At 63.7% G+C, this 15,359-nt stretch carries 18 protein-coding genes and 1 tRNA gene; 14 read left to right on the top strand and 5 right to left on the bottom strand.

Features of this window, described 5'->3' with window-relative positions; all coding sequences use genetic code 11:
* Positions 1-205: 205 nt before the first annotated feature.
* From NKJ75_RS27580 to NKJ75_RS27555, 6 genes are all read left to right on the top strand, one after another.
* Entirely contained in the window at positions 206-478 is a 273-nt protein-coding gene (locus tag NKJ75_RS27580) for a DUF4242 domain-containing protein (RefSeq protein ID WP_023685308.1), read from the top strand.
* Between the two features lie 441 nt (positions 479-919).
* Positions 920-1,423, top strand: coding sequence for a hypothetical protein (locus NKJ75_RS27575; RefSeq protein ID WP_023698691.1), 504 nt, complete (start codon positions 920-922; stop codon positions 1,421-1,423).
* Positions 1,424-1,686: 263 nt separating this feature from the next.
* Positions 1,687-3,090 (top strand): lipopolysaccharide biosynthesis protein, encoded by a 1,404-nt coding sequence (locus NKJ75_RS27570; RefSeq protein WP_023698692.1) that lies wholly within the window; start codon positions 1,687-1,689, stop codon positions 3,088-3,090.
* On the top strand, positions 3,090-4,370 hold the full coding sequence (locus NKJ75_RS27565) for a GNAT family N-acetyltransferase (protein ID WP_023698693.1): 1,281 nt from the start codon (positions 3,090-3,092) through the stop codon (positions 4,368-4,370). Before NKJ75_RS27570 ends, NKJ75_RS27565 begins: the two co-directional genes overlap by 1 nt.
* 75 nt (positions 4,371-4,445) lie before the next feature.
* Positions 4,446-5,597 carry a YncE family protein gene (locus NKJ75_RS27560; RefSeq protein WP_023815698.1) on the top strand — a complete coding sequence of 384 codons (1,152 nt, stop codon included), beginning with the start codon at positions 4,446-4,448 and terminating at the stop codon, positions 5,595-5,597.
* 133 nt (positions 5,598-5,730) lie between these two features.
* Positions 5,731-6,306, top strand: coding sequence for a cation efflux transmembrane domain-containing protein (locus NKJ75_RS27555; RefSeq protein ID WP_027050716.1), 576 nt, complete (start codon positions 5,731-5,733; stop codon positions 6,304-6,306).
* A 188-nt stretch (positions 6,307-6,494) separates the two neighbouring features.
* On the opposite strand, the gene NKJ75_RS27550 is transcribed toward NKJ75_RS27555, so the two are convergent.
* Positions 6,495-6,579 (bottom strand) — tRNA-Leu (locus tag NKJ75_RS27550).
* A gap of 206 nt (positions 6,580-6,785) precedes the next feature.
* Here NKJ75_RS27550 and NKJ75_RS27545 point away from each other — a divergent pair.
* Together NKJ75_RS27545 and NKJ75_RS27540 are read left to right on the top strand one after the other, a co-directional pair.
* Complete coding sequence (locus NKJ75_RS27545; protein WP_352500420.1) at positions 6,786-7,370, top strand: YqaA family protein; 585 nt, start codon at positions 6,786-6,788, stop codon at positions 7,368-7,370.
* Positions 7,371-7,432: 62 nt separating this feature from the next.
* Complete coding sequence (locus NKJ75_RS27540; protein ID WP_023673755.1) at positions 7,433-7,951, top strand: disulfide bond formation protein B; 519 nt, start codon at positions 7,433-7,435, stop codon at positions 7,949-7,951.
* A 283-nt stretch (positions 7,952-8,234) separates the two neighbouring features.
* Here NKJ75_RS27540 and NKJ75_RS27535 read toward each other — a convergent pair whose 3' ends face one another.
* On the bottom strand, positions 8,235-8,792 hold the full coding sequence (locus NKJ75_RS27535) for an HNH endonuclease (RefSeq protein ID WP_008874122.1): 558 nt from the start codon (positions 8,790-8,792) through the stop codon (positions 8,235-8,237).
* Positions 8,793-8,920: 128 nt separating this feature from the next.
* Positions 8,921-9,562, bottom strand: coding sequence for a DNA-3-methyladenine glycosylase family protein (locus tag NKJ75_RS27530; RefSeq protein ID WP_023711735.1), 642 nt, complete (start codon positions 9,560-9,562; stop codon positions 8,921-8,923).
* A 74-nt stretch (positions 9,563-9,636) separates the two neighbouring features.
* Between NKJ75_RS27530 and gluQRS the strand changes: the two genes are divergently transcribed.
* Positions 9,637-10,512, top strand: a complete 876-nt coding sequence (gluQRS, locus tag NKJ75_RS27525; protein WP_023833373.1) for a tRNA glutamyl-Q(34) synthetase GluQRS — start codon at positions 9,637-9,639, stop codon at positions 10,510-10,512.
* Here the strand turns inward: gluQRS and NKJ75_RS27520 are convergent, their stop codons facing one another.
* On the bottom strand, positions 10,513-10,800 hold the full coding sequence (locus NKJ75_RS27520; RefSeq protein ID WP_023671677.1) for a hypothetical protein: 288 nt from the start codon (positions 10,798-10,800) through the stop codon (positions 10,513-10,515). It abuts the gene before it with no gap.
* A 219-nt stretch (positions 10,801-11,019) separates the two neighbouring features.
* Between NKJ75_RS27520 and NKJ75_RS27515 the strand changes: the two genes are divergently transcribed.
* Positions 11,020-11,895 carry a DMT family transporter gene (locus NKJ75_RS27515; RefSeq protein WP_023671676.1) on the top strand — a complete coding sequence of 292 codons (876 nt, stop codon included), beginning with the start codon at positions 11,020-11,022 and terminating at the stop codon, positions 11,893-11,895.
* On the opposite strand, the gene NKJ75_RS27510 is transcribed toward NKJ75_RS27515, so the two are convergent.
* Positions 11,892-12,743 (bottom strand): YihY/virulence factor BrkB family protein, encoded by an 852-nt coding sequence (locus tag NKJ75_RS27510; protein WP_023671675.1) that lies wholly within the window; start codon positions 12,741-12,743, stop codon positions 11,892-11,894. The two genes, NKJ75_RS27515 and NKJ75_RS27510, sit on opposite strands and share 4 nt — an antisense overlap.
* A gap of 60 nt (positions 12,744-12,803) precedes the next feature.
* Here NKJ75_RS27510 and NKJ75_RS27505 point away from each other — a divergent pair, with 60 nt between their 5' ends.
* Genes NKJ75_RS27505 through NKJ75_RS27490 form a run of 4 tightly spaced genes read left to right on the top strand, consistent with a single transcriptional unit; the run spans position 12,804 to position 15,317 of the window.
* Positions 12,804-13,670, top strand: a complete 867-nt coding sequence (locus NKJ75_RS27505) for an SDR family oxidoreductase (RefSeq protein WP_023671674.1) — start codon at positions 12,804-12,806, stop codon at positions 13,668-13,670.
* 24 nt (positions 13,671-13,694) lie between these two features.
* Positions 13,695-13,886 carry a twin transmembrane helix small protein gene (locus NKJ75_RS27500; RefSeq protein ID WP_023671673.1) on the top strand — a complete coding sequence of 64 codons (192 nt, stop codon included), beginning with the start codon at positions 13,695-13,697 and terminating at the stop codon, positions 13,884-13,886.
* Positions 13,887-13,905: 19 nt separating this feature from the next.
* Complete coding sequence (locus NKJ75_RS27495; RefSeq protein WP_023671672.1) at positions 13,906-14,487, top strand: cob(I)yrinic acid a,c-diamide adenosyltransferase; 582 nt, start codon at positions 13,906-13,908, stop codon at positions 14,485-14,487.
* A 29-nt stretch (positions 14,488-14,516) separates the two neighbouring features.
* Positions 14,517-15,317 (top strand): rhomboid family intramembrane serine protease, encoded by an 801-nt coding sequence (locus NKJ75_RS27490; protein ID WP_023737459.1) that lies wholly within the window; start codon positions 14,517-14,519, stop codon positions 15,315-15,317.
* Positions 15,318-15,359 lie beyond the last annotated feature (42 nt).

Genomic DNA, 15,359 nt, shown 5'->3' with positions numbered 1-15,359 from the left:
GGGCCGCTCACGATTAGCCCGTGAAGAAAGCGACGCAATGTGACTTTGCACACATTGCCGTGCCTCTTTCCACAAAGAACGACGCCAATATAGGGAATCGTCCCGTCCAATATGGGGAATCGTTCCGATGCGCGGGCCGGGCCGGCGTGGTCAACGTCCAGCCGCGCTCCGATCGAGCGTGAACCAATGGAAAAGGAAGTCTTCCATGCCTCGCTATCTGATTGAACGCACATTTCCGGACGGCCTCAACATTCCGATGACCGACATCGGCGCCACTGCGGTCGGCGGCGTCGTCATGCGCAATGCCGAAAAGGGCGTCACCTGGATCCAGTCCTTCGTCACGCCCGACAAGAAGCACAGCTTCTGCATCTACGACGCGCCGACGCCCGAAGCGATCCGCAGCACCGCTCAGAAAAACTCGCTGCCGGTCGACAAGATCACGGAGGTGCGGGTTCTTGACCCTTACTTTTACCTCTGATCCTGCGTTCGGTCGCCACGACGATGAGCATCAAACTGTCCTTCGCGGCCGTGGCGAACTGCCTGATGGCCTGCCGCTCGGTGGAATCGGGCCTGTCCTGGGAAAGACCGGCCGGCCAATCTCCGTGCTCGGCCGTCTATGGCGGTTCGCGTCGAAGCTGCCTGCGTATCTGTCTGAAAGGCGGCGCTTGCCCCCGGAAGGCGACTATCTGAGGCGCGACATCGGGCTCTCGGAGCGGGACGTCCCGCAGGAATATTGGCAATATTACTTTTGGGATCGTTGATTTTGCACGGTTTTTAAGGGCTGCGGCCAAAGCCCGGCAACGGAAGCCGCATCGCATGAACCGGGACGGACAAACCAAATCCTAAACCAACGCCGCAGCGTTTCGGGCAGCCTGATCGGCCGCCGTCGCCTCGAGCGTCAACAAACGGACGGAAGACCATGACCATAACTCTTTGGACGACACGCTTCGCGGCTTTCGCCGCCATCTCGATCGCGGCGGGTGCGGCCGCCCAGGCGCACGACGCCAACCCGCTGGCCGAAAAGGTGCGCGCCGCCAACAGCCGCTTCGAGAATGTGGCAACCGCCACCGCCGAAGGCTACGCGCCGATCCCTTGCGCCAGCGGCATCACCGGCGGCGCCATGGGCATCCACTATGTCAACGGCGCCTATCTCAAGGACGATGCCGTCGATGTCGCCAAGCCCGAGGCGGTGATGTACGAGCCGATGGCCGACGGCGGCCTGAAGCTGATAGCGGTCGAATACATCACCTCGAAAGGCCCGGCCTCGCTCGAAGGCCAGCTGTTCAACTTCAACAGCGCCCCCAACCGCTACGGCCTCGGCCCGTTCTACGAACTGCATGTCTGGGCCTGGAAACAGAACCCGACCGGCGCCTTCGCCGACATGAACCCGAACGTGTCCTGCGACGCGATGAAGGGGATGTAACGTTCCCGATGTGACATCCGGCACCGGACACACCCGATGCCTGCCTTCCCCCTTGGCGGGGGAGGGGCGAGCGAAACGCCGACCGGCTCCCCAGTCTTCCCCGGCGTTCGCTCGCCTTTTATTATGCCCCGGCATACGATGACGCACCTTGCACACGCGGCCGTCCTTGGCCCCTCGGCGCACCCGCACCTGCCCACCCTTTCTTAAGGTGTTTCGGATACATCGAAACCTTGAAAAGAGGCGGAAAACGGAGAGACATCGGGGTGCGCTTTTCCGCGGCGACGACGGCCGGGCGGTTCTTGCCGCAGCGTTTGGCGCTGCGCATGGGGCCTCTGCTTGACCGCATCGATGCGGTGCTGTTCACCGCCGACGAGCGCGGCGAAGCCGGCCGCATGTCGCTGATCGCCTTTGCCATCCGCATCGTCAGCGCCGTCATCGCCTTCATCAGCCAGGTGCTGATGGCGCGCTGGATGGGCTCGTTCGAATACGGCATCTTCGTCCTCGTCTGGGTGACGATGGTCATCGTCGGCAACCTTGCTTGCCTCGGCTTCCACACCTCGGTCATCCGCTTCATCCCCGAATACCGCGAACGCAACATGCTGGCCGAGCTGCGCGGCATCGTGGTCGCCAGCCGCCTGTTCGTGCTGATTGCCTCGACCGCAATCGCCGGACTAGGCGCACTGGGCGTCTGGCTGTGCGCGAACTGGATCGAGAGCTACTATGTCATGCCCTTCATCCTCGGCCTGTTCTGCCTGCCGATGATCGCCATGGGCGACCTGCTGCAAGGCCAGTCACGCGCCAATTCCTGGGCGCTGTTTGCGCTGTCGCCGACCTATCTGGTGCGGCCGGTGCTGATCCTGGCGCTGATGGCGCTGATGCTGGCAATGGGCTATGCGCCCGACGCCAGGACAGCGATCTTCGCTTCGATCGCCGCCACCTACGCCACCACGCTCGGCCAGCTCATCGGCGTGACCACGCGCATGGGCAGGAATATCCCGGCCGGGCCGATGAAGGTGCATTTCAGCGAGTGGTTCATCGTCTCGCTGCCGATCTTCCTGGTCGAAAGCTTCTTCTTCCTGCTCACCAACGCCGACGTGCTGATGGTCGGCGCCTATCTTCAGCCCAACGACGTCGCCGTCTATTTCGCCACCGTCAAGACGCTGGCGCTGGTGCATTTCGTCTATTTCTCCGTCAAGGCCGGCGTTGCCCAGCGCTATGCGCAGTTCACCCATGGCGAGCCGGAAAAGCTCGCCGCCTTCGCCCGCGAGACGGTGTCATGGACGTTCTGGCCGTCGCTGCTGATGGCGCTGCTGGTGCTGGCGCTCGGCGAACCGATGCTGGTGCTGTTCGGCCCCGAATTCACCGCCGGCTATCCGCTGCTGTTCCTGCTGGTGTTCGGCGTCGTGGCGCGCGCCGCCGTCGGCCCGTGCGAAAGCCTGTTGACGATGAGCGGCAACCAGAACATCTGCGCCGCCGTCTATGCCATGACGCTGGCCTTCAACATCGGCCTCAACGTGGTGCTGATCCCGCTCTTTGGCCTGTGGGGGGCGGCGATCGCCACCAGCCTCGCCATGGTCTTCGAGGCCAGCGCCCTGTCCTTCACCGTCTGGCGCAAGCTCGGCATCGTCATGCTGATCTTCGTGCCCGCTGCCGAGGGAGCCGCCTGATGGCCGCCATCCCGCTGATCGAGGAAACCAGCGGCGGTCCGGCCGGCGCCATGGTGTCCGGCCTTGCCGGCCTGGCGCGCGACGCCGATCCGGCGCATCTCGAGATCCTCGCCAACAACCGGCCGCTGCGCAAGCTGGCGATCTATCCGGCTTCGGCCGGCTTCGAACTGGTCGAGGAACTCGACTATCTGTGCACCCGCACGATCGAGCCCAACGTCTTCTTCAACCCGCGCTTTCTGGCGCCGGCCATGCCCCGGCTGGAAGATCGCGAGGTCAAGCTGGCGGTGATCCGCGACGGCGACGAATACCGCAACCGGCTGCGCCTGCTGGTGCCGTTCTCGGTCGAAAGGCCGGCCGTGCCGCTCGGCGTTCCGGTGATGCGCACCTGGTCGAGCCCGTTCGGCCCGATCGGCACACCGCTGGTCGACCACGACGACCCGATCGGCGTCGTCGAGGATTTCTTCGGCATGCTGTCGCGGCCGCATCTCAAGCTGCCGAAGGTCTTCGTGCTGCCCGACATGCGGCTCGACGGCCCATTGGCCAGCGTGCTGGCCACCGTTGCCGAGACGCGCGGCCTGACAATGGTCACCACCGGCAAGGCGGACCGGCCGGTGCTCGAAAGCACCCTCGACGGCGAGGCGTATCTGAAAGCATCGCTGCGCGCGCACCACTACCGCGAATTCCGCCGCCTGAAGCGGCGCCTGGGGGATCTCGGCAGGCTGGAGCATGTCGTGGCGCGGGGACCGGACGAAATCCGCCACGCCATCGAAAGTTTCCTGACGCTGGAGGCGGCCGGCTGGAAGGGCCGCGAGCGCACCGCCATGGCCATCGACCGCTACCGCGCCGCCTTTGCCCGCGAAGCCGTGCACCGGCTGGCCGAGCACGACATGTGCCGCATCCATTCGCTGACGCTGGACGGCCGCACGATCGCCTGCCTGGTCGTCTTCGTCGAAGCCGGCGTCGCCTACACCTGGAAGACCGCCTATGACGAGACGCTGGCGACCTATTCGCCGGGCACGCTGCTGATGATCGAGGTGACCAGGCAGCATCTCGACGACCCCAACATCATGATGACGGATTCCTGCGCCGTGCCCGACCACCCGGTGATGAGCCGGCTGTGGAGCGAGCGCAAGCCGATGGGCTCGCTGGTGATCGGACTGACGCCGGATGCCGACCGCCTCGCCCGCCAGGCCGCCTCGCAGCTGCATCTCTACCGCGAGACCCGCAACATGGCCCGCCTGCTGCGCAACCGCGTGAAGAGTTTGCTGGGACGGCGATAGCCACTGGATCAACGGCAAGACACCAGCTATGGCTCCGGCGGCAATTTCGGCCGGCCTTCACGACAAGCCATCCTGATGATCAGAACCTTTTTGCGTCACGCCGGTCCCCGTGCGGCCTTTTTGCTGCTTGCGCTGCTGCCTGTCCGCGCCTGGGCCGATAGCTGTCCCGAGGATTGCAGCGAGCCCGCGCCGTCCATCAACATCTACAGCCACACCGCCGCCAGCCATCTCAGCCCGGCCACGCTGGGTGCACTGCCGCGCGTCTATGTGCCGAACCGCTCCTCCAACAGCGTCACGGTGATCGACACCATGACACTCAAGGAAGTCGACAGGTTCCCGGTCGGCAGCAAACCGCAGCACGTCGTGCCGTCCTGGGACCTGAAGACGCTCTGGGTCGCCAACAATGGCACCGGCAAGAACGGCAGCCTCACGCCGATCGACCCGATGACCGGCAAGCCCGGCCCGCAGATCGCCGTGGACGATCCCTACAATTTGTATTTCATGCCGGGCGCGGCCATCGTCGTCGACGAAGCCCTGGAGCGGCTCGATTTCCGCGATCCTCACACCATGGCGCTAATGTCGAGCCTGCCGACGCCCACTTGCCCCGGCATCAACCACGCCGAATTCTCGGTCGACGGGGCCTACGCGATCTTCACCTGCGAATACGGCAATGGCGGATTGGCAAAGATCGACCTGAAGAACCAGAAGGTGCTTGGCCATCTCGACTTCTCGAAAATGGGCATGCCGCAGGACATCCGCCTCTCGCCCGACGGCAAGGTTTTTTACGTCGCCGACATGATGAATGACGGCGTGTTCCTCGTCGATGGCGACAGTTTCAAGGAGATCGGCTTCATCCCGACCGGCATCGGCGCCCATGGCTTCGTCGTCAGCCGCGATGGCAAGCGGCTCTATGTCTCGAACCGGGGCTCGCACAAGATGGAGCAGGGCAAGGCAAAGGGACCGGGCAGCGTGAGCGTGATCGACTTCGCCACCCGCGCGGTCGTAGCACTTTGGCCGATCCCCGGCGGCGGCAGCCCCGACATGGGCAATGTCAGCGCCGACGGCAAACAACTATGGCTGTCCGGCCGCTTCGACAGTGCCGCCTACATGATCGACACGACAACAGGCGCCGTGACCAAGTTTCGGGTTGGCTCAGAGCCGCACGGCCTGACGGTGTGGCCGCAACCGGGACGGTATTCCCAAGGCCATACGGGAAATATGCGCTAAGTCCGCGTTCGAGGCGCGCTCGAACGCAAGGGGTCGCAAAGGGCGACCGCTCGTCGGCCCGGAACGAGCAGGGGCTTTCCTTGGACACCGCGAAGCTGTAGCTCCACACACTGGTTTCGGATACCGCCAGAAGATGAACCTCCGCCGCATCGTCCTCATCGTCGCGCTTCTCAATCTTGCCTATTTCGGGATCGAGTTCGCTGTGGCGCTCGCCATTGGATCAGTGTCCCTGTTCGCCGACAGCACCGACTTTCTTGAAGATGCTTCCGTGAACCTCCTCATCCTGCTCGCACTTGGCTGGTCTGTGCGCTCCCGTGCGCGGGTGGGGATCGCATTGGCGCTCATCCTTCTCATGCCGGGTCTGGCAACGCTCTGGACGGCTTGGGAAAAGTTCAACGCGCCGGTGCCGCCGCAGCCCATCGCCTTGACCTTGGCGGGACTTGGCGCCCTCGCCGTCAACCTGTCCTGTGCCTACATGCTGGCCGCGCACCGGCATCGTGGCGGCAGCCTCACAAAGGCGGCCTTCCTGTCGGCCCGCAACGACGCCTTGGCCAACATCGCCATTATTGCCGCAGGGTTGGTCACGGCCTTGCTCTGGCATTCCGCGTGGCCCGATTTGGCGGTGGGATTGGGGATCGCGGTCATGAACGCCGACGCGGCCCGGGAAGTGTGGGAAGCTGCCCGTGAAGAACACCGTGCGGCGGCCTGAGAGCACGTAGAGCTTGGCTACCGGCCGCCGCTGATTGGCGCTATCGCTGTCATCCTCAGCAGCCGCGGTTGGCTCTGTGTTCGAGGCACTGTTCGAACCCGGAGGGTTCGCAAGGGCGACCGCCCGTCGGCCGGTCAGGCCGCCCCATCGGAGCCCATGAGCGAAGCGAACTGGCGTGAGATCAAAAATGGTGCCCCTAGCCGGAATCGAACCAGCACTCCTTGCGGAACTCGATTTTGAGTCGAGCGCGTCTACCAATTCCGCCATAGGGGCTCAGGCCCAAAGGCCTGGATGGGCGCGGACTATACGGTTGGAGGCCTGTTCGTCAACTAGCCAAATGCGCCGCCGTGCCCTGCTTGCGGCAAAAGCCCGCCTTTCTGTTTCATGACGCTCCTGCCATTGTGCGGCGCGGAAAATCTTTCTAGACAGACGCGCATCAAAGCGCGTTGCGTCTGGGCAACCTGCATCCAGGAGAGCCGATGCTTCGCGGATTTTACGACTGGACCTTGTCGCTGGCGGCCCGCAAATCCGCCGAATGGTGGCTGGCCTTCATCGCCTTCGTCGAAAGCTCGGTGTTTTTCATACCTGCCGACGTCTTGTACCTGCCCATGGCTTTGGCGCGGCCCGAACGCGCCTATCGCTACGCGCTGACCGCCACCGTTGCGTCCGTGCTGGGCGGCATTGCCGGCTGGCTGATCGGTTACTATGCCTACGACACGATAGCACGGCCGATGCTGGAGCACTTTGGCGGCCTTGACGCGTTCGAGAGGTGGCAGTCGGCCGGCACCGGGCTGATGCTGGTGCTGCTCGTCACATCGGGTGCCGCCCACCTGCCGCCGATCAAGGTGGTCACCATTCTGGCAGGCGCCCTCCACGTCAATCTTTTCGTCTTCATCGTCTCCGCCATCCTGGCGCGTGGCGCTCGTTTCCTGCTTCTTGCCTGGCTGCTGCGCCGCTATGGCGAAGAGATCAAGGAATTCATCGAGAAGCGTTTGGGATTGATCGTCGGCGCCGGCGCCGCTGCCCTGATTTTGCTCTATATCGTCGTCAAATACGCCTTCTGACCGCCCAAGGCGGGCGGTGGGTCAGGACTATGCCGGCGGACGGCGAATTCAACGGACGAAACATGACAGCCACGATGACAGCCGATACCGGACGCCAGCGGACGCGCACCGCTTTGTTTCTCGCCGTCGCCATGGCCGCCACGGTCGGCTCCGCGCTCGCCTTCCAGCACATAGGCGGCTACATCCCCTGCCATCTGTGCCTGGAGCAGCGCACGCCCTATTATATCGGCGCCCCGCTGATGCTGCTGGCGGTGATCGCCTCGATGCTTAGCGCGCCCGCATGGCTGACGCGCGGCCTGCTTGCCGTCGGCGGCCTGCTGATGCTCTACGGGCTCTATCTCGGCGTCTATCATTCGGGCGTCGAATGGGCCTGGTGGCAGGGCCCGGCCGATTGCACGGCCGGCGCCGGCCCGGTCGACACCGGCGGCAAGGGCGTGCTCGACGCGCTCGACAAATTCGTGCCGCCATCCTGCGACAAGGCAGCCCTTCGTATCCTCGGCCTGTCGCTGGCCGGCTGGAACGCCATAGCCAGCTTCATCCTCGCCGCCGTCGCCTTCCGCGGCGCGCTGGCGCGCGACTGATCTAGCGACGCGAGAAACAGAACTCGCACCGCCCATTCTGCGGCTGGGCTTGAACGGTTGCGCCGCCCCTCATTGCCCTGCCGGGCATTTCTCCCCGTATAGCGACTGGGAGAAAGACACTTTCATCCATGCTTTCGCCAATTTTCAACGTTGCAGAACGAGCGCCGAGGTTGCAGCCAATTCCCTTTTCCCCGTCACTATAGGGGGAGAAGGTGGCGGCAGCCGGATGAGGGGCAGCACCTGACATCGGCGATTGCCCTGGCAAGGCCGATCGCGCCAATCCCTACGGCTCCAACTCCACATCCCAGTAGAGATAATCCATCCAGCTTTCATGCAGATGGTTGGGCGGGAACAGCCGGCCATTGTTGTGCAGGTCGTGCACGGTCGGCTGGTATGGCTTCTGCAGCGGCCACATCTTGGCGTGCGCCGGCATCATGCCGCCCTTCCTCAGATTGCAGGGTGAACAGGCGGCCACGACATTCTCCCACGTCGTGGCCCCGCCGCGATGGCGCGGGATGACGTGGTCGAAGGTCAGATCCTCGGGCGTGCCGCAATACTGGCACTGGAAGCGGTCGCGCAGGAACACGTTGAAGCGGGTGAATGCCGGGTGCCTCGACGGCTTCACATAGGCCTTCAGGCTGACGACGCTGGGCAGCTTCATCGAAAAGGTCGGCGAAGACACCGCATGCTCGTATTCGGCGACGATGTTGACCCGGTCGAGGAACACCGCCTTGATGGCGTCCTGCCAGGACCAGAGCGACAAGGGGTAATAGCTGAGCGGACGGTAATCCGCATTCAGCACCAGCGCAGGAAGCCCATCCGGAGATACGGCAACCGTCACCTTGTTGACCTCCTCGTTCTAGAACCGATCGGCGCGGATACTGTAAGCCCGACATGACAGGGATGTGAAGCGGATTGTCATCAGCCAAACGCGGCAAAAATGCAGGATTTTCATGCTTTTTTACGGTTTCAGGCCGGAGGTGCTGCGTCCCGGCCCCTGGTTTCGCGATAATAGGACCAGAAAAGCCGCGATGCGACGCCTCGCCACGGGCTCCATGATTCGGCCAGGGCGATCAGCGTTTTCTCCGGCGGACGCGGCTCTATGCCGAGCGCGTGGCCAACCGCGCTCTGCAGCGCGACGTCGCGCGCGGGGAAAATATCGGGGTGGCCGGCGGCAAACAGGAGATAGACTTCCGCCGTCCACGGGCCGATGCCCGGCACCGCGATCATAGCCGCGATCGCCTCTTCGGCGTCGAGCGAACAGAGGTGATGCAGGTCGAGCCCCTCAACCACGGCCTGCGCAACCGCGATCAGACCGCGCTGCTTCGGCCGCGACAGCCCAGCCTCACGAAACATGTCCTCGCCGGCGGCAAGGATCGCCTGCGGCGTTAGCGGATCGACCAGTTTCACCAGCCGGCCGAAAATGGAATCGGCGCTCGCACGGGATACTTGTTGCGAAACGATAATGGAGGCCAGGCTTCGAAAGCCGGGCTCCGACAGCCGCAGCGGCACCTCGCCGGCCATGCCGCGCACCTTTTCCAGGCGCGGATCGATTGCGCAAAGCGCATCCAGCCCGCGCGCAATATCGTCCAGTGTCGCGATGCGTTGCATGTTTTCTTGTTCCTGAACCGACCTCACGGTAGCAATTGGCAAAACCGCTGCACAACCCGATTGCCGCTTGTGAGATGACGCTCCTGACATTCCGCTTCGCGCCGAGCCCGAATGGCGAACTGCATCTCGGCCATGCCTATTCGGCACTGCTCAACCAGCAACTGGCGCGTGCGGCCGGCGGCCGCCTGCTGCTGCGCATCGAGGACATCGACACGATCCGCTGCACGCCTGAATTCGAGGCCGGCATCTTTCGCGACCTCGAATGGTTAGGTCTCGAATGGGAACAGCCGGTGCGGCGCCAGGCCGAGCATTTCTCCGACTATCAGGCCGTGCTCGACCGGCTGGTCCGCGAAGAACTCGTCTACCCTGCCTTCATGAGCCGTGGCGAGATCAGGGCCTTCATCGCCGACAGCGAAAAGCGCGGCCGCGGCTGGCCGCGCGACCCGGACGGCGTGCCGCTTTATCCCGCCGCCGACAAGGCGCTGCCGGTCAGCGAACGCAACCGCCGCATCGCCGAAAATGCGCCCTTCGCCTGGCGCCTCGACATCGATGCAGCGCTGGCGCGCGTCGGCACGGATTTGTCCTGGCGCGAATTCACCAACGAGACGCTTTCGGCGACGCAGCGAGTCGAGGCGCGTCCGCAGGACTGGGGCGACGTCATTCTGGCGCGCCGCGACATCCCGACCAGCTATCACCTGGCCGTCGTCGTCGACGACGCTCTGCAAGGCGTCAGCCATGTCGTGCGTGGCCGCGACCTTTATTCCGCGACCGGCATCCAGCGCCTGCTGCAGGAACTGCTCGGCCTCGGCCAGCCGCAGTATTTCCACCACCGTCTCATACTCGGACCGGATGGGCGCAAACTGTCGAAGAGTTTTGCTGATACCGGCCTTGCCGCGCTGAGGCAGGCAGGCATGTCGCCGGACGATGTCAGGCGGCTGGTCGGGCTCTGACTAAAGCCGGGCCAGCCCCGCCTTGAGCAGCGCCAACGCGCCTATAAACGCGAAGGCGCCGCCCAGTCCCCAGGCAACCGCGAGCTTCAGATCTCTCAGGACGATGCCATGTTCGTTCGCGGCCATGACCGCGGCGAAAAAGCCGAGCGTGAACAGCAATGTGTTGCCGGTCGACCCAAAACCGTCCTCCTGCATGATGGCGTCGAGCGCTGAACCGAAGAAGAAGCCGAACACGGCCACACTGGCCACCGTCATCAAAAGCCAGCTTGTGTCGAGATGCAACAGCATGCGCGCTCCCTGTCGAAGCCAAAACGCCATGTCGCCGGATCCATCGACAGAAGTCGATTGCCCTGACGCCGCCCTTTGAATTCGGCCACCTCCTACATCAGGATGAGCTTATGTACCAATTGTTTCGCTTTGCTTGCCGGATTGAACCGCATTAGAGCAATTGCCGTATTTGTCTCTTCACCGAATCGGACCTCTCCACCGGAAACGGCTTCCCCGAAAATGCACAGTCTCAAGCGGTTCATCCCCGCCTCGTTTGTCGTCCTGTGGGCGACAGGTTTCATCGGCGCGCGCTACGCCATGCCCTGGGCCGAGCCCTTCACCTTTCTGGCGGCCCGCTTTGTCATCGCCGCCTTGCTGCTCGCCGGCCTGATGCTCGTGCTTGGCTCGAAGCGAGCCACAAGGGCAGAAGCGCTTCACGCCACGGTCTCCGGCATCCTCATGCATGGCATCTATCTCGGCGCGGTGTTCTGGGCGATCCACAGGGGCATGCCCGCCGGGCTTTCGGCGCTGATCGTCGGCCTGCAGCCACTGATCACGGCCGTGCTTGCCGGCCGGTTCCTCGGCGAGGCCATCCTGCCGCGCCACTGGGCCGGCCTTGCCGTCGGCCTTGTGGGGGTGATCATCGTGCTGTGGCCAAAGCTCGGCGCTCTCGGCGGCGGCGTTACGCCCGAAACGCTGGCGGCGTCGCTGGTCTCGGTGCTGGGCATGAGCGCCGGGACCATCTGGCAGAAGCGCTATGCCTCGGGTGGCGACCTGGTGGCGGCGACGATGTGGCAATATATCGGCGGCGGCTCGCTGATGATCCTGGCTTCGCTGGCCCTTGAGACCCACACGGTGATCATCAACGGCGAACTGATCTTCGCCATGGCCTGGCTGGTCCTGGTGCTGTCGATCGGCGCCATCTTCTTGCTGATGGTGATGATCCGCGACGGCGAGATGTCGAAGGTCGCGTCGCTGTTCTACCTGGTGCCGGCCGTCACCGCTGTCATCGCCTGGGCGCTGTTCGGCGAACGGCTCAGCCTCGTGCAGATCGTCGGCATGGCAATCGCGACGCTCGGCGTCGGGCTGGCCACGGCTCGGCCAGCCAAAACCTAGCTGCCGACACGCGCGCGCGCTTCGAGAAAGCGGCTGATCGCTGCATTGAGTTCGCCGCCGAGGATGAAGATCGCCGACAGCATATAGAGGAAAACCACGGCGATCATGATCGAGGCGAGGCCGGCATAGGTCGTCACATAGGACGAGAAATGGTCGAGGTAGGTCGCGAACATCGTCGAGCCGACAAGCCACGCAGCCAGAGTGAAAATGATGCCAGGCACCAGCGAGACAAAGCGGCGCTTGCCCGCCGGCAGCCAATAGTGGACGGCAAACAAGCCACCAATGATGACGGTTGAGGCGATGACGTAACGCCACAGCGTGATCGTGCCCGTATAGGGTTTGATCCACTCGAAATGAGCTTCCGCCAGCCGCGCCAGCAAGGGCGCAAAGACCAGGAGCACGCTGATCGCCAGGAAACCGGCCGTCGCGATCAGCACGAAGAAAATGCTCTGCACCCGGCGGTAGATGATGCCGCGCGTTTCGGCGACGCGGTAGGCGCGGTTGAGCGAGGTGCGCAGCGCCTCGATGCCGTTGGAGGCGAAATAGGCCGCCAGCAGCACGCCGTAGGTCAAAAGATCGGTGCGCCGCACGGTCAGCACGTTGAGCACTTCGCGCGCGATAGGCTTCGCGATCTGTTCGGGCCAGGTGTCGAAGACCAGGTGCACGGCAGTATCGGCGAACGCCTGCGCGCCGAGGAAGCTCGCCAGCGTGGTGGCGAAGATCAGGAACGGGAACAGCGCCATCAGCGAAGTGATCGCCAGATGGCTGGCCATGGCCCAGCCGTCATCGGTGTTGAAATGGCCAAGCGCGTCATAGAGCACGCGGCGCAGCACGACGATATTCCGCATCAAGAGCCGCGTTCCCTTCGATTGTCTCGACGCCGCGAATATGGGAAGGGATTGTGGCAAATGGCAACCCTTGCTCAAACCACGACGCCGCCTGCCAAAGAGTTGCGCACCATCATCGTCACCGGCGCCTCGTCCGGGATAGGCGCCCACTGCGCCCGTGCGCTGAAGGCGGATGGCTGGCGGGTGCTTGCAACGGCGCGCAAGCCTGAAGACATAGCCTCACTCGAAGCAGACGGCATCGAGGCGTTTTACCTCGATTACCGTGAGCCGGACTCTATCGAAGCCCTTGTGGGCTCGGTGCTGGAGCGGACAGGCGGACGCCTCGACGCCCTGTTCAACAACGGCGCCCATGCACAGCCCGGCGCCGTGGAAGACCTGCCGGTTGCGGCATTGCGCGAGCAGTTCGAGGCCAATTTCTTCGGCTGGCACGACCTCACCCGACGCATCGTACCGGTAATGCGTCGCCAGGGACATGGCCGCCTCGTTCATTGTTCCTCGATCCTTGGGCTAGCGCCGGTGCCTTTTCGCGGCGCCTACTCAGCCTCCAAGCACGCGCTCGAAGGCCTGATGCTGTGCATGCAGCAGGAACTCAGGGGCAGCGGCATCCATGTCTCGCTGATCGAACCGGGGCCGGTGACCTCGAAAATCGCCAGCAACGGGCTGTTCTGGTTCCTGAAAAACATCGACCACGAGAATTCCGTCCACCACCTCGCCTATGCCACGCAGCTGGCGCGGCTTCGGGCCGGCGGCAGCTCATCACGGCTGAAAAAGGGGCCGGAGGTGGTCTATGCGGCCTTGCGCCATGCACTTCTGTCGCGGCGCCCGCGCCCGCACTATGTGGTAACAGTGCCGGCCAGGATCGGCGTGATGCTCAAGCGCATCCTGCCGGCATCGATGCTCTACCGCGTTCTGGCCAGACGCGCCTGACCGCAACAGAACTGGGAACAGATCATGGCAACCGTCATCAAAGTCCTCCTCGTCCTCGTCATGGTCGCCGTGGTGATCGTGCTTGTCCGCGGCCTCATCAACATGATGCGCGGCGGCTCCGGTGTGAGCTCGAACAAGCTGATGCAGGCGCGCGTGCTGTTGCAGGCGCTGGCGTTGGCACTGATCCTGCTGGTGGTGTACTTCACCCGCAAGTGACGGCCGTTCGGGAGGCGACGTGGTCAAGCTCAACAAGATCTACACCCGCACCGGCGATGACGGCACCACTGGCCTCGGCACCGGTGAACGCAGGCTGAAATCCGACCTGCGCGTCGATGCCTACGGCACCGTCGATGAAGCCAATGCCTGCATCGGCATCGCCCGCCTGCACACAGCGGCAAGTTATCCCGCCATCGACGCCATGCTGTCCCGCATCCAGAACGATTTGTTCGACCTCGGCGCCGATCTCGCCGTGCCCGACGACGGCAAGCCGCTTGGCTACGAACCGCTGCGCATCATCGCCTCGCAGACCGACCGCGTCGAAAAGGATATCGACCTTCTCAACAAGGATCTGCAGCCGCTCAAATCCTTCGTGCTCAATGGCGGCACGCCGGCGGCGGCAGCACTTCATCTTGCCCGCACCGTGGCGCGACGGGCCGAGCGGATCATGGTGGCACTGGCGCAGGACCCGGCCGAACATGTCAATCGCGAGGGGCTGAAATACATAAACCGCGTCTCGGACTTTCTGTTCGTCGCCGCTCGTGCGGTCAATGACAACGGAAATGCCGACGTGTTATGGGTGCCCGGCAAGAACCGCTGAATTTTCGAAGGCGGGAAAGGGCTTGGGGCATGTTCATCCCGCTTTACGACTCCAACAGGTTGCGCCACATCCGGCTGCAATATGTGACGATCGGCCTGATCGCGGCCAACGTGTTGGTCTTTCTCATCACCACGATCGGCGGCGAAAATTTCAACAACGCCGCCGTGCTCGGCCTCGGCTTCATCCCTTCGGTTGTCCACGACACGGCAGAACTCTCGCCCCAATTCGTCGTCATTCCGGAGAGCCTGAGTTACCTCACCTATGCCTTCCTGCATGCCGATATCTTTCATCTCGGCGGCAACATGCTGTTCCTGTGGGTGTTCGGCGATAATGTCGAGGACGCACTCGGCCACATCCGCTACCTTATCTTCTACCTGCTTTGCGCCATCGCCGGCGCCTTCTTCCAAGGGCTCGTCGCCTGGAGTTCGGAGGTGCCGCTGATCGGCGCCTCCGGCGCCATTGCCGGCGTCGTCGCCGCCTATCTGGTCCTCTACCCCCGGGTGAAAGTGTGGGTGCTGGTCTTTGCCCGCATTCCGCTGCGTATCCCGGCCTTCATCCCGCTGATCCTGTGGATCGGCTTCCAAGTGGTGATGTTTGCCGCCGGCGGCGAAAACCAGATATCCTGGGCCTGCCATATTGGCGGCATCATTGCCGGTGGCGTGCTGGTGCTCATCATGCGCAGCCGCGGCGTGCCGCTGCTCGCCGGTGACGACGGCGAGCCGGAACCCGCCGATCAGCCAGCCGCTTCTACTGGGCCGGCGCCAGCCGGTCCCGCTCCCGTGCAACCTGAGACGCGTTGGGGCCGAGGTGGCGCTTCCGGTCACAACTGAACCGATTTGAGCGGTTTGGCCGCTGCCGTGGCATATTGACGT

The organism is Mesorhizobium sp. M0058 (assembly GCF_040323095.1).
Taxonomy (GTDB): domain Bacteria; phylum Pseudomonadota; class Alphaproteobacteria; order Rhizobiales; family Rhizobiaceae; genus Mesorhizobium.
The sequence above is the reverse complement of the archived record's forward strand: the minus strand, read 5'-3'. Positions and strand labels throughout refer to the sequence as shown.